This is a genomic window from Pseudomonas sp. LAM2023, assembly GCF_016620375.1.
GTDB classification, from domain to species: Bacteria; Pseudomonadota; Gammaproteobacteria; order Pseudomonadales; family Pseudomonadaceae; genus Aquipseudomonas; species Aquipseudomonas anuradhapurensis.
Window position 1 is genome coordinate 907,428 of record NZ_JAENHV010000036.1, and the last position, 13,151, is coordinate 920,578.

At 63.9% G+C, this 13,151-nt stretch carries 15 protein-coding genes and 2 tRNA genes; 11 read left to right on the plus strand and 6 right to left on the minus strand.

Annotated features, from left to right (window positions below; genetic code table 11):
- Positions 1–118 precede the first annotated feature (118 nt).
- Positions 119–307, plus strand: a complete 189-nt coding sequence (locus JKP78_RS23825; RefSeq protein WP_170030426.1) for a hypothetical protein — start codon at positions 119–121, stop codon at positions 305–307.
- A gap of 4 nt (positions 308–311) precedes the next feature.
- Here the strand turns inward: JKP78_RS23825 and JKP78_RS23830 are convergent, their stop codons facing one another.
- The 3 genes from JKP78_RS23830 to nhaR form a co-directional block, all read right to left on the minus strand.
- Positions 312–959, minus strand: a complete 648-nt coding sequence (locus tag JKP78_RS23830) for a YceH family protein (protein WP_186687124.1) — start codon at positions 957–959, stop codon at positions 312–314.
- A 136-nt stretch (positions 960–1,095) separates the two neighbouring features.
- Complete coding sequence (sstT, locus tag JKP78_RS23835) at positions 1,096–2,307, minus strand: serine/threonine transporter SstT (RefSeq protein WP_200627866.1); 1,212 nt, start codon at positions 2,305–2,307, stop codon at positions 1,096–1,098.
- A 106-nt stretch (positions 2,308–2,413) separates the two neighbouring features.
- Positions 2,414–3,307 carry a transcriptional activator NhaR gene (gene nhaR / locus JKP78_RS23840; protein ID WP_200627867.1) on the minus strand — a complete coding sequence of 298 codons (894 nt, stop codon included), beginning with the start codon at positions 3,305–3,307 and terminating at the stop codon, positions 2,414–2,416.
- A gap of 131 nt (positions 3,308–3,438) precedes the next feature.
- Here nhaR and JKP78_RS23845 point away from each other — a divergent pair, with 131 nt between their 5' ends.
- Both JKP78_RS23845 and JKP78_RS23850 read left to right on the plus strand, forming a co-directional pair.
- Positions 3,439–3,678 carry a hypothetical protein gene (locus JKP78_RS23845; RefSeq protein WP_170030422.1) on the plus strand — a complete coding sequence of 80 codons (240 nt, stop codon included), beginning with the start codon at positions 3,439–3,441 and terminating at the stop codon, positions 3,676–3,678.
- A 28-nt stretch (positions 3,679–3,706) separates the two neighbouring features.
- Positions 3,707–4,459 (plus strand): TerC family protein, encoded by a 753-nt coding sequence (locus JKP78_RS23850; RefSeq protein ID WP_200627868.1) that lies wholly within the window; start codon positions 3,707–3,709, stop codon positions 4,457–4,459.
- A 128-nt stretch (positions 4,460–4,587) separates the two neighbouring features.
- Here the strand turns inward: JKP78_RS23850 and JKP78_RS23855 are convergent, their stop codons facing one another.
- The gene (locus JKP78_RS23855) at positions 4,588–4,764 is read right to left on the minus strand and encodes a hypothetical protein (RefSeq protein WP_186687136.1); all 177 of its coding nucleotides are present in this window, start codon (positions 4,762–4,764) and stop codon (positions 4,588–4,590) included.
- Positions 4,765–4,986: 222 nt separating this feature from the next.
- On the opposite strand from JKP78_RS23855, the gene JKP78_RS23860 reads away from it, so the two are divergent.
- The gene (locus tag JKP78_RS23860) at positions 4,987–5,673 is read left to right on the plus strand and encodes a peptidase C39 family protein (protein WP_186687150.1); all 687 of its coding nucleotides are present in this window, start codon (positions 4,987–4,989) and stop codon (positions 5,671–5,673) included.
- A gap of 120 nt (positions 5,674–5,793) precedes the next feature.
- Here JKP78_RS23860 and JKP78_RS23865 read toward each other — a convergent pair whose 3' ends face one another.
- Positions 5,794–7,077, minus strand: coding sequence for an NAD(P)/FAD-dependent oxidoreductase (locus JKP78_RS23865; RefSeq protein ID WP_170030418.1), 1,284 nt, complete (start codon positions 7,075–7,077; stop codon positions 5,794–5,796).
- Between the two features lie 203 nt (positions 7,078–7,280).
- Between JKP78_RS23865 and JKP78_RS23870 the strand changes: the two genes are divergently transcribed.
- From JKP78_RS23870 to JKP78_RS23885, 4 genes are all read left to right on the plus strand, one after another.
- Positions 7,281–7,357: transfer RNA gene (locus tag JKP78_RS23870), tRNA-Val, on the plus strand.
- A 189-nt stretch (positions 7,358–7,546) separates the two neighbouring features.
- Positions 7,547–7,623 (plus strand) — tRNA-Val (locus JKP78_RS23875).
- Between the two features lie 131 nt (positions 7,624–7,754).
- Positions 7,755–8,324: an SPOR domain-containing protein gene (locus tag JKP78_RS23880; protein WP_170030417.1), complete on the plus strand. Its 570-nt coding sequence runs from the start codon at positions 7,755–7,757 to the stop codon at positions 8,322–8,324.
- A 198-nt stretch (positions 8,325–8,522) separates the two neighbouring features.
- Positions 8,523–8,948 (plus strand): GTP pyrophosphokinase, encoded by a 426-nt coding sequence (locus JKP78_RS23885; RefSeq protein WP_170030416.1) that lies wholly within the window; start codon positions 8,523–8,525, stop codon positions 8,946–8,948.
- Positions 8,949–8,969: 21 nt separating this feature from the next.
- Here JKP78_RS23885 and JKP78_RS25250 read toward each other — a convergent pair whose 3' ends face one another.
- On the minus strand, positions 8,970–9,212 hold the full coding sequence (locus tag JKP78_RS25250; protein WP_186690574.1) for a DUF1654 domain-containing protein: 243 nt from the start codon (positions 9,210–9,212) through the stop codon (positions 8,970–8,972).
- A gap of 412 nt (positions 9,213–9,624) precedes the next feature.
- Here JKP78_RS25250 and JKP78_RS23895 point away from each other — a divergent pair, with 412 nt between their 5' ends.
- From JKP78_RS23895 to JKP78_RS23905, 3 genes are read left to right on the plus strand one after another with little or no spacing between them, the layout of a single operon-like run.
- Positions 9,625–10,581: a sugar ABC transporter substrate-binding protein gene (locus JKP78_RS23895; RefSeq protein WP_200627869.1), complete on the plus strand. Its 957-nt coding sequence runs from the start codon at positions 9,625–9,627 to the stop codon at positions 10,579–10,581.
- 21 nt (positions 10,582–10,602) lie between these two features.
- Complete coding sequence (locus JKP78_RS23900; RefSeq protein ID WP_186690576.1) at positions 10,603–12,156, plus strand: sugar ABC transporter ATP-binding protein; 1,554 nt, start codon at positions 10,603–10,605, stop codon at positions 12,154–12,156.
- Entirely contained in the window at positions 12,153–13,148 is a 996-nt protein-coding gene (locus JKP78_RS23905; protein WP_186690577.1) for an ABC transporter permease, read from the plus strand. Before JKP78_RS23900 ends, JKP78_RS23905 begins: the two co-directional genes overlap by 4 nt.
- The last annotated feature ends 3 nt before the right edge of the window (positions 13,149–13,151 follow it).

The following is a 13,151-nucleotide window of genomic DNA, read 5'->3' on the forward strand; positions in this document are numbered from 1 at the left end:
TTTTCAGTGCCAGTGGAAAACCTAGTGGGAGCGGGCTTGCCCGCGAATGCGTCAGAACTGGCAAAGCTCATCTTGAGGGTGTCTATGCTTACTGCAGACACCTTCAGGAACCCGACCCATGACCCTGATCAGCCGCGAACCCTGGTGGCTAGTCCCGCCCAAGCCCGGGCAACAGGAGCAGGACCTGCACTGGGGCTACCTGGAAATCTACGCCGACGGCCGCACCGTGTTTGTCGACCAGCGCCCCACTGACCGGGAGCTGGCCGAGCGCAAGAGCTGCCGTAACTTCCCCGACCCGGAGCCGTGATGGCTCAGCCTTCCAGCACGGCCAGGCGCGCCTCCAGCGCGGCAATGCGGGCTTCGAGGGCTTCGATACGTTCTTCCGACACACTGCCGGCACTGCTGCGCGGGCTGCCTTCCTGCTGCCGCGCGGCCAGGATCGCCTCGATTTCCGCCGGGTCGCCCAGCGCGTGGGTGTAACGGTCTTCGCGCTGCCCGGCCTGGCGTGGCAGGTGCAAGGCCAGGCCGCGGGCGATCAAGCGCTCCAGCTGGTGCTGGACCTGTTCGATGTCGTCGAAGTCATGCAGGCGGTTGCTGCGGGTCAGCAGTTCGTTGAGGGTCTGCGGGCCGCGCAGGAACATCAGGCCCATCAGCACCAGTTGCGCTGGTACCAGCTCCAGCGCCTTGTCTACCCGGTGTTCCCAGCGGTCGGCGCGGCTGCCCATTTGCAGCCGCGCCATGTCTTGCCCTTCGAGGGCGCGCAGGGCCTGGCCGACCTGGCCTTGGCTCAGGTTCATCACTGGCTCGCGGCTGGTCTTCTGGTTGCACGCCAGCACCAGGGCATTGAGGGTCAGCGGGTAGCTTTCCGGGCTGGTGGCCTGCTTTTCGATCAGCGCGCCGAGAATGCGGATCTCGATGCTGTTGAAACGGCCTTCGCCTGCGGTTTGGTGATCTGACATGGCCCTGCCTCGTTGCTGGGAAAGGCCACTAGGGTAGGTAATGCCACCGTACAAGGCAATCGGGACCGCGTTGCGGTCCTTTGCGTGCAGACGCGGGCCTTGTGTCGCGAAGGGCCGCAACGCGGCCCCAGCCATCTCAAGCGTTGCGCCGCGCTTCGGCCTGGCATGCCGCCGCAGTGAACAGCACATCGGTCGAGGAATTCAGCGCCGTCTCGGCCGAATCCTGCAGCACGCCGATGATGAAGCCTACCGCCACCACCTGCATGGCAATCTCGCTGGGGATGCCAAACAGGCTGGCCGCCAGCGGAATCAGCAGCAGCGAGCCACCCGCCACCCCCGAGGCACCGCAGGCACAGACTGCAGCCACCACGCTGAGCAGTACGGCAGTCGGCAGGTCCACCACGATCCCCAGGGTGTGCACCGCCGCCAGGGTCAGCACGGTAATGGTGATGGCAGCACCGGCCATGTTGATGGTAGCGCCCAGCGGGATCGACACCGAATAGGTGTCTTCATGCAGGCCAAGGCGTTCCGACAGGGCCAGGTTGACCGGGATGTTGGCTGCCGAGCTGCGAGTGAAGAACGCGGTGATACCGCTTTCGCGCAGGCACAACAGGGTCAGCGGGAAGGGGTTGCGGCGAATCTTCCAGAACACGATCAGCGGGTTCATCACCAGCGCCACGAACAGCATGCAGCCGATCAGCACCGCCAGCAGGTGCAGGTAGCCGAGCAGGGCGTCCAGGCCCGACTGGGCGAGGGTGGCGCTGACCAGGCCAAAGATGCCCAGCGGGGCGAAGCGGATGACCACGCGTACGATCAGGGTCACACCCGTGGACAGGTCCTCGACCACATTGCGGGTGGTTTCGCCAGCGTGGCGCAGGGCCACGCCCAGGCCGATGGCCCAGGTCAGCACGCCGATGAAGTTGGCATTGAGCAGGGCGTTGATCGGGTTGTCGACCGCGCTCAGCAGCAGGTTCTGCAGCACTTCGCCGATGCCGCCCGGGGCGCTCAGCGTGGCCTCGCTGGCGCTCAGTGCCAGGGTCGACGGGAACAGCATGCTGGCGACCACGGCGACTACCGCAGCGCCGAAGGTACCCAGCAGGTACAGCCAGAGAATCGGCCGAATGTGCGTTTCCTGGCCGTGGCGGTGGTTGGCGATGGAGGCCATGACCAGGATGAACACCAGTACCGGTGCCACCGCCTTGAGGGCGCTGACGAACACCTTGCCGAGGAACGCCATGTCACGGGCGATGGCAGGCGCAAGCAGGGCCAGGGCGATACCGGCGATCAGGCCGATGACGATCTGGGTCACCAGGCTGGTGCGGTTGATGAAGCGGAGGACAGGAGTCATGTGCAGCGGTATCCCGGCATGTTCGAAAAAGGCGCGACTTTACCATAGACCTTGGTCGAGCAGGGGCGGCCCTTTCGCAGGCTTGCCTGCGAAAGGGCTCCCATGGCTACCAATGAAACAACTCCCGCCGCGCCCCCTCGGTAATCGCCACGATCCCCGGGTGCTTGACCTTGCGTTCCACGGAAATGGCATAGAACGATTCGTGTACGGCCTCGGTCTGCCCGACCAGTTGCACACCGTACTGGCGGCACACCTCCTCGGCGATCACGCTGGGGGCGAGGAAGATGCCGCTGCCCGATTGCCCGAATGCCTGCATCAGCGCGCTGTCATCGAACTCACCGACGATGCGCGGCTGCACCTGCTGCTCGCCCAGCCAGCGCAGCAAGCGGCTGCGTACCACCGTCTCCTGGCCGGGGATCAGCAAGGGCGCATCCTGCAAGCAGCCCGGGAAGGGTCCGGCATGCTGGCGGGCCAAGGCCGGGGTGGCGAAGAAGCTGAGCCCGCACTCACCCAGCTTCTGGCTGTAACCCTTGATATCCAGGTGGCTGGGCATGGGGCTGTCGGAGATGACCAGGTCCAGGCGCTGGATCGCCAGGTCGGCCAGCAACCGTTCCAGCTTGTCTTCACGGCAATTGATGCGCAGCACATCGTCCAGCTCCATGGTTGGCGCCAGCAGGCGGTAGACGATCGACTTGGGCACCACGTCCGCGACGCCGACGCGGAACAAGATCTGCTCCTGCGGGCCGGCCCGCAGCATGGCCTCCAGTTCGCCACCCAGCTGGAACATCTGCTCGGCATAGACCAGCGCCTGGCGCCCGGTTTCGGTCAGCTCCAGCTGGCGCCCGACGCGCTGGAACAGTTCCAGGCCGTAGGTCTGTTCGAACAGGCTGATCTGCCCGCTGATGGTTTGCGGGGTCAGGTTCAACTGTTCGCTGGCGCGGGCGATGCTGCCGGTCTTGGCCACGGCCCAGAAGTAGTGCAATTGCCGGTAGTTGAGCATCGGTGCGTTCCGGATTCGTAAAAACCGAAGTATAACCGCTGAAAAAACGAATTTTCCTGATGTATTGCGCTCTTTAGAATGCGCTCCATCAGGCGCCCTGTGCGCCACCGGAACAAACAAGCGAGGAACCCATGCTGCAATTCAAATCCATCGGCACGCCGCTGGTGCTAGCCTTGGCCCTGTTCGCCCTGGCCGGTTGCGAGCAGGCCGAGAAGTCCGCCCAGCAGATGCTTGACCAGGCCGCGCAGTCGGCCAAGCAGGCGATCGACGACACCAACAAGGCCGCCCAGCAGGCGTTGAGCGAGGCCATCGGCAGGGAAGGGCATGCGCCCGAGGACGCCGACAAGCACAAAGACACCCAGGAAATCTGACCCCAACCGCTGCTGCAGGATGTGAACAATGGAATACTTGCTGGAACTCGTCGCTAGCCCTACCGCCTGGATCGCCTTGGCTACGCTGGTGGCCATGGAAGTTGTACTGGGCATCGACAACCTGATCTTCATCTCCATCCTGACCAACAAGCTGCCGGTGGAATACCGCTCCAAGGCGCGCCGTATCGGTATCAGCATGGCCCTGATCATGCGCCTGGCCTTGCTCAGCACGGTGGCCTGGATCGTCCAGCTGACCGACCCGGTGTTCGAAGTGTTCGGCAATGCCTTCTCCTGGAAGGACGTGATCCTGATCGCCGGTGGCCTGTTCCTGCTGTGGAAGGCGACCAAGGAGATCCACGAAAACGTCGACCCGCACGGTGCCAAGGAAGAAGCCAAGGTGTCCTCGACGGTTACCCTGGGCTTTGCCGCGGCAATCTTCCAGATCCTGTTGCTGGACATCGTCTTCTCGGTCGACAGCATCATCACCGCCGTGGGCATGACCGAGCACTTGCCGATCATGATCATTGCCGTGATCACCGCAGTAATCGTCATGATGGTGGCCGCCGACCCGCTGGCCAACTTCATCAACGACAACCCGACCGTGGTGATGCTGGCGCTGGGCTTCCTGATCATGATCGGCATGACGCTGATTGCCGAAGGTTTCGGCGCCCATGTACCGAAGGGCTATGTGTATGCGGCCATGGCGTTCTCGACGGCGATCGAGATTCTCAACATCCTGGCCCGTCGTGCGCGGTTGAAGCGCGAAGCGGCGCAAGGCTGATGTAGCAGGGGCGCTTTGCGCCCCATTCGCGGGCAAGCCCGCTCCCACAGAGACAGCACCGCTTTAAAGGCCTGTGCTGTCTCTGTGGGAGCGGGCTTGCCCGCGAATGGATATGAGGAAATTGCTGCTCAGTGCACCCCGGCATGCCGCCGTGTCCGGTGTGCAGGCTGCGCTCTGGCAGGGGCCTGCGGCGGCAGGTGGTGGTGGGAATGGCGCCGCACGATACGCATTACACCCCACAGCATGGCGGCTGCGACGCTCAGCCACATGCCCACCAGCATGAGAATTGCCACGGTCAGGCTCATCTGTGCCTCCATCTCTACGGGCCGCGCTCGGCCAGCCTGCGCTTGCCTTACAGACACTCCTTTAGTCTAGCCTTTCGCCTGTGACGTTCCATTGACCGAAGGTCTATTGCTTGGTCCGTTTTGCTCCTGGCCGGTGCCGGGCTATACCCGCGCCGCCGTCCGCCCTATGATCGCTGGCAGAGCCGGGCGCTGCCTGCCTGGCGTTGGAACAAGCGAGTGTCCATGGAGCAAGATTCCTTCAAGTCGGCAATCACCACCCCGCGCCGGTTGCTGCTGGCCTGCCTGCTGGCCGCCAGCCTGGCCGGCTGTGCAGGTACGCCGCCTGCCAGCCTCAACAGCCTGCCGCAGCGGGTCGAAATCAGCAGCGTGCCGTTCTACCGGGGCAACGCCAACCACAGTGGCGCCATGGCCCTGGCGGCGGTCCTGTCGCAACAGGGCGCGCCCATCACCCCGGGGCTGCTGGACCAGCCGTTGAACCTGCCCCAGGGCGCCGACGCGCTGGACAGCAGCATCCCGCGGGTGGCGCGTGACTACGGCAGGGTGGTGTATCCACTGGACAAGCAGCTGGACGCGCTGTTGATCCAGGTGGCGGCGGGTAATCCGGTACTGTTGCGTTATGAAGATGGCGCGGCCTGGTGGGGTGAGCCACGTTACGCCGTGCTGATCGGTTATGACCGCTACAAGCAACGGGTGCTGTTGCGCTCGGGCATGCACCGGCGACAACTGATGGCGTTCGATGATTTTGCCTCGGCATGGGCCAGGCAGGGGAGTTGGGCGGTGCTGGTGCAGCCACCGCGGCAACTGCCGGCCCAGGTCGACCGCCAGCGCTGGTTGCAGGCTGCCGATGAACTCGCCCGTGCGGGGCAGGAGATTGCGGCGAAACAGGCCGTCAACAGCCTGGGCAAATAGCTTTTATCTGTACCGGCCCTTTCGCGGGTGAACCCGCTCCCACAGGAAACCCGCTGCCCTCAGGTCAGTGATGTCCCTGTGGGAGCGGGTTTACCCGCGAAGAGGTCAGGCCTGCCTGCATCAGAAGCCCAGGCGATCGCGCAGGCTGTAGTACCAGGCACCCAAGGCGCTGAACGGCACCCGCAGCATCTGCCCGCCCGGGAACGGGTAATGCGGCAGGCCGGCGAAGGCATCGAAGCGCTCGGCTTGGCCACGCATGGCCTCGGCCAGCACCTTGCCGGCCAGGTGGGTATAGGTCACGCCGTGGCCCGAGCAACCCTGCGAGTAGTAGATGTTGTCGCCGATGCGGCCGACCTGCGGCAGGCGCGACAGGGTCAGCAGGAAGTTGCCGGTCCAGGCGTAGTCGATCTTCACGTTCTTCAGCTGCGGGAAGGCCTTGAGCATCTTCGGGCGGATGATCGCCTCGATGTTGGCCGGGTCACGCGCGCCGTATACCACGCCACCGCCGAAGATCAGGCGCTTGTCACTGGTCAGGCGGTAGTAGTCGAGCAGGTAGTTGCAGTCCTCGACGCAGTAGTCCTGCGGCAGCAGGGTGCGTGCCAGTTCCTCGCCCAGCGGCTCGGTGGTGATCACCTGGGTGCCGCATGGCATGGACTTGCTGGCCAGCTCCGGTACCAGGTTGCCCAGGTAGGCGTTGCCGGCGACGATGATGAACTTGGCGCGAACCTTGCCCTGCGGGGTGTGCACCACCGGGTTGGCGCCACGCTCGATACGCACGGCCGGGGTTTGCTCATAGATGATGCCGCCCAGCGACTCGACCGCCGCCGCCTCGCCCAGGGCCAGGTTCAGCGGGTGAATGTGGCCGCCGCTCATGTCCAGCATGCCGCCCACGTAGTTGTCGCAGGCAACCACTTCGCGAATACGCTTCTGGTCCATCAGCTCCAGCTGGTTGTGGCCAAAGCGTTCCCACAGGCGTTTTTGCGACTCCAGGTGGCCCATCTGCTTGCTGGTGAGGGCCGCGAACACGCCGCCGTCCTTCAGGTCGCACTGGATGTTGTACTTGGCCACGCGCTCACGAATGATGCGCCCGCCTTCGAAGGCCATGTGGCCCAGCAGTTGCGCCTGCTTGGGGCCGACCGTGCGCTCGATCACATCGATGTCACGGCTGTAGCTGTTGACGATCTGGCCGCCGTTACGGCCCGACGCGCCGAAGCCGACCTTGGCCGCTTCGACGATGCTGACCTTGAAGCCGTTCTCCAGCAGGAACAGGGCGCTGGACAGGCCGGTGTAACCGGCGCCGATGATGCACACATCGGTTTCCACCTCACCCTGCAGCGCCGGACGTGGCGGCACCGGGTTGGCCGAGGCGGCGTAGTAGGACTGGGGGTAGGGGGTGTTAGCCATGCTGCAGGAACCTCGTGTTTTATATTTTTAACGAATGTACCGATGCTATCAATAATAATAAACACCCGCTAGTCGTCCGTTGAAAATCCTTTACTCGGCCCTTGCCCGTGCACCTTTCTATAAAGAGTTTATGATTCAGTAGCTTAGCGCGAAAAAAAGTGTTGACAGGGTTTTTGGAATGAGTAGAATGCGCACCACACGACAGGCACATAGCTCAGTTGGTTAGAGCACCACCTTGACATGGTGGGGGTCGTTGGTTCGAGTCCAATTGTGCCTACCAAATCGAAGAAGGGGTGATCCGCAAGGGTCACCCCTTTTTTCATTGCGATTCTACCTGGCGCCAGGCGGCTGTGCTGGCGCTTGCGACGCGAGGCTGCCTCGCCTTGGGCGGCTGCCGAAAGTTTTTGATTTTTCTGAAAAAAACGCTTTACAGGCGTGTGTTTGATCTCTAATATGCGCACCACACGACAGGCACATAGCTCAGTTGGTTAGAGCACCACCTTGACATGGTGGGGGTCGTTGGTTCGAGTCCAATTGTGCCTACCAAATCCGAAAAGGGCGATCAGCAATGATCGCCCTTTTTGCTGCGCGCGCGAAGCAGGCTGTAACGTTTGGTCGCGCTTCGGGGCATTGCCCGGCGTGCTAGAATCCGCCCCTTCGAATCTGGAGGTACACGCGTGCGCAAACTGGCTGTGGTAATGGCAGTGCTCGCCCTGGCGGGCTGTGAGAACGAGGTCGAAGGCGTGCACAAGCAGGTGGCCGAACACCTGCACAACCCCAACACGGCCAAGTTCGGCAATGTGCGGATCGACACCCAGGGCACCATCTGCGGCCAGGTGCGCGGCAAGGATGATGCCGGGCAGTACGAGCCCTACCGCAGCTATGTGGCGATCAAGCGTGATGGCCAGTACGAGATCATTGTCGACGACAGCGGCAACAACCTGCGCATCCGCGAGATGTGCGGCGGCGCCGACCTGCAGCGCCGCGCCGAGGCCCTGGCTGGCCAGCCGGCCCCGCAAGGCTGGGATGTGGAAGTGATCCAGGGTGCCAACATGGGTGCGCTCAGTGACATGACCGCGCGCCTGATCGAAAAGGGCATTCCGTCCTCGGTAGAGTACCGCAACGGCAAGCCGGTGGTGTTGATGGGGCCTTTCCCGACACGTGAAGAAGCCGAAGCCCGCCAGGCCGAGGTGATGGCCAAGCTGGGCACCGATTCGGTGGTCATCCAGCACGGCGCAGCCCGCTGACTGCACAGCCTTGCACGGCCCCTGTAGGAGCGGCCTTGTGTCGCGATGGGCTGCAAAGCAGCCCCACAGAATCTGTCGTGACGCCGAACCCCTGGGGCTGCTGCGCAGCCCATCGCGACACAAGGCCGCTCCTGCACGGACCGCGGTGGCCCAAGTTTGGCTATGCTTGGCAGGAAGAAGCCGAACGGGGAGGGCCTCATGTCTACACTGGAGCGGGCCATTGCCGTGGCCGCCAGGGCGCATGAAGGGCAATACGACAAGGGTGGGGCAGCGTATATTCTCCACCCGCTACGCGTGATGATGCGGGTTTCCACACCTGAACAACGGATTGTCGCGGTGCTTCACGATGTGATCGAAGATACCCCGCTGACCCTTTCCGACCTGGCGCGCGAAGGTTTCGCGCTGAAAATCCTTGCCGCCTTGCTGGCGCTCAGCCGCCGCAAGGGCGAGGCTTACCAGGACTTCGTGGTGCGCCTGGGCGATGACCCGCTGGCGCGCACCGTCAAACTGGCCGACCTGGCCGACAACAGCGACCTTTCGCGCATTCCTTGCCCAGGCCCTGCCGACCTGGCGCGGTTGGCCCGTTACCGCGAGGCCAGTGCCTACCTGCAGGCGCTGGCCTGAGGGCGGTGGGCGCCTGCGCGATTAATCTTCCTTGGGCACGGTCCAGAAAATCTGCACGCCGCCATCATCGCGATGGGCGAGGGTGACGTTGTCGTTTTCGGCGATTTCCTCAAGCAAGGTTTCCCAGTCTTCCGGGGTTTCCTGTTCCAGGCGGAAGATCAGCGCCGCCCGGCTGCGCTGGGCGGTGGGGCTGTTGATGATCTTCTGGATGCGCATACCCAGTTGTTGATAGCTGTCGGGGGTGGCGGAGGCAGTGTTGGACACAAGCGTTTCCTTGTTGTTGCTGTATGTGCGTACAGTATTTGAGTGTAAGTTATTTCGCAACAGGTTGCCGATACCTTAACGGGCCGGAACAGTGTTTTTTGTAGGAGCGGCCTTGTGTCGCGACGGCTGCGCAGCAGCCCCGGCAATTTCTACCAGGCCAGGGAAAGGGGGCTGCTGCGCAGCCCGTCGCGACACAAGGCCGCTCCTACAAGCGGGCAGTTTCCGGCCCGGATTTGGAGCAAGCGTGGGAAAAAGGTGTTCGGTTTTGCACAAGTTTTCGGGATAATCCTCCCGGCAGTTCACTGACCTCCGACAGCCAAACGGATTTGACAAACCCCGGTACTGTTTCCATAGTTAGGTACCGCAAACGTTTGCTATCCGATAAAAACCACAAGATTCGGAGTCATCGTCCATGAAACTGCCGTTCCCCGGTCGTCTGTTGGCCCTCGCTGTCGTTTCCTCGCTGTCCTTCGCCATACCGTTCTCCGCAGCCCACGCCGAAGACAAGCCCAAGGTGGCCCTGGTCATGAAATCCCTGGCCAACGAGTTCTTCCGCACCATGGAAGACGGCGCCAAGGACTACCAGAAAGCCCACCCTGACGAATTCGAGCTGATCGCCAACGGCATCAAGAACGAAACCGACACCGGCGAACAGATCCGTATCGTCGAACAGATGGTGAACGCCGGTGCCAAAGCGCTGGTGATCGCCCCGGCCGATTCCAAGGCGCTGGTATCCGCGGTGAAAAAGGCCATGGACCAAGGCGTGGTGGTGATCAACATCGACAACCGCCTGGACCCCGAACTGCTCAAGAGCAAGGGCATCAGCGTGCCGTTCGTTGGCCCCGACAACCGCAAGGGCGCGCGCCTGGTTGGCGACTACCTGGCCAACGAGAAACTCAAGGCCGGCGATCAGGTCGGCATCATCGAGGGCGTGCCGACCACCACCAACGCCCAGCAGCGCACCGCCGGCTTCAAGGACGCGATGGACGCCGCGCAGATCAAGATCGTCTCGGTGCAGAGCGGCAATTGGGAAATCGACAAGGGCAACGCCGTCGCCGCCTCCATGCTCAATGAATACCCGGACCTGAAAGCCCTGCTGGCGGGCAACGACAGCATGGCCCTGGGCGCCGTGTCGGCGGTGCGCGCCGCTGGCAAGACCGGCCAGGTGCAGGTGGTGGGCTACGACAACATCAATGCCATCAAGCCCATGCTCCAGGATGGCCGTGTGCTCGCCACCCTCGACCAGGCGGCCAGCCAGCAGGCGGTGTACGGCATCCAGGCGGCGTTGAAGATGGTCAAGGGCGAGAAACCCGAGGTGGATGCCGACAACGTCATCCAGACCCCGGTCCAACTCATCACCAAACCCTGATCGCTGGCAGGAGATACGGCCATGCCTGCATCGGCCAATGAAGTGGTACTCGCCGCCAGCGGCCTGGGCAAGACCTACGCCCAGCCGGTGCTGGCCGAGGTCAGCCTGAGCCTGCGCGCCGGCGAAGTACTGGCCCTGACCGGCGAGAACGGCGCGGGCAAGAGCACGCTGTCCAAGCTCATCAGTGGCCTGGAAACCCCCACCAGCGGGCACATGAACTACCGCGGCCAGGCCTATGCGCCCGGCAGCCGCAGCGAAGCCGAGCGCCTCGGCGTGCGCATGGTCATGCAGGAGCTGAACCTGCTGCCCACCCTGACCGTGGCGGAAAACCTGTTCCTCGATAACCTGCCCAGCCGTTTCGGCTGGATCAGCCAAAAGCGCCTGCGCCAGCTGGCCACGGCCGCCATGGCCCAGGTCGGTCTCGACGCCATCGACCCGGATACCCCGGTGGGCGAGCTGGGCATCGGCCACCAGCAGATGGTCGAGATCGCCCGCAACCTGATCGGCGACTGCCATGTGCTGATCTTCGACGAGCCCACCGCCATGCTCACCGCGCGTGAAGTGGAGCTGCTGTTCACCCAGATCGAGCGTTTGCGCCGGCGTGGCGTGGCCATCGTCTACATTTCCCACCGCCTCGAAGAGCTGCAGCGCGTGGCCCAGCGCATCGTCGTGCTGCGCGACGGCAGGCTGGTGTGTGACGAGCCGATCCAGCGCTACAGCAGCGCCGAACTGGTCACCCTGATGGTCGGCCGCGAACTGGGCGAGCACATCGACCTGGGCCATCGGCAGATCGGTGCGCCGCTGCTCAGGGTCGACAAGCTCAGCCGCGCTGACAAGGTGCGTGAGGTGTCGTTTGAGGTCAGGGCAGGGGAGATCTTTGGCATCTCCGGCCTGATCGGCGCCGGCCGTACCGAGCTGTTGCGCCTGATCTACGGTGCCGACCGGGCCGACAGCGGCAGCATCGCGCTCGGCCAGCCACCGCAGGCGGTCACCATCGACTCGCCCAAGGCCGCCGTGCAGGCTGGTATCGCCCTGATCACCGAAGACCGTAAAGGCGAGGGCCTGCTGCTGACCCAGTCGATCAGCGCCAATATCGCCCTAGGCAACCTGGGCGCGGTGTCGCGCACCGGTGTGCTCGATAGCCAGGCCGAACAGGCCCTGGCCGCCCGGCAGATCCAGGCCATGCGCATCCGCAGTGCCGGCCCGCAGCAGGTGGTCGGCGAGTTGTCCGGTGGCAACCAGCAGAAGGTGGTGATCGGCCGCTGGCTGGAGCGTGACTGCCAGGTGCTGCTGTTCGATGAGCCTACCCGTGGCATCGACGTCGGTGCCAAGTTCGACATCTATGGCCTGTTGGCCGAACTGGCGCGCCAGGGCAAGGCCCTGGTGGTGGTGTCCAGCGACCTGCGCGAGCTGATGCTGATCTGCGACCGCATTGCCGTGCTCTCGGCCGGCCGCCTGATCGACACCTTCGAGCGTGACCATTGGAGCCAGGACCAGCTGCTGGCCGCCGCCTTTGCCGGTTATCAGAAACGTGACGCACTGCTGCATGATGCAGCCCCCAGGATGGATGCATGAAAACCACCCCGCTCGACAGCCAGGGCGCCGCACCGCTGCGCCGCAGTGGCACCTACTTTGGCCTGGGTACCTACCTGGGCCTGGCCGGCGCGTTGCTGGCCATGATCGTGCTGTTCTCGTTCCTCAGCAGCCACTTCTGGTCATACAACACCTTCAGCACCCTGGCCAACCAGATCCCCGACCTGATGGTGCTGGCGGTCGGCATGACCTTCGTGCTGATCATCGGTGGCATCGACCTGTCGGTGGGCTCGGTGCTGGCGCTGGCCGCCTCGACCGTCAGCGTGGCGATCCTCGGCTGGGGCTGGGGCATGCTGCCTGCGGCCCTGCTGGGCATGGCCGTGGCGGCGTTGGCCGGCAGCATCACCGGCGGCGTTACCGTGGCCTGGCGCATCCCGTCGTTCATCGTCTCGCTTGGCGTGCTGGAAATGGCCCGTGGCCTGGCCTACCAGTTCACCGACTCGCGCACCGCCTACATCGGCGATGCCTATGCCTGGTTCTCCAACCCCATCGCCTTTGGCATCTCGCCGGCGTTCATCATCGCCTTGCTGGTGATCGTGCTGGCCCAGCTGGTGCTGACGCGTACGGTGTTCGGCCGCTACCTGATCGGCATCGGCACCAACGAAGAGGCGGTGCGCCTGGCCGGCATCGATCCGCGCCCGTACAAGGTGCTGGTGTTCGCCCTGATGGGCCTGCTCGCCGGGCTGGCTGCGCTGTTCCAGATCTCGCGCCTGGAGGCGGCCGACCCCAACGCCGGCGCCGGCCTCGAGCTGCAGGTGATCGCCGCCGTGGTGATTGGCGGCACCAGCCTGATGGGCGGGCGTGGCTCGGTGATCAGTACCTTTTTCGGTGTGCTGATCATTTCCGTACTGGCCGCCGGCTTGGCGCAGATCGGCGCCAGCGAACCGACCAAACGCATCATCACCGGGGCGGTGATCGTCATCGCCGTGGTGCTCGACACTTACCGTAGCCGGCGCGCGGGCCGGCGGAACTGAAAA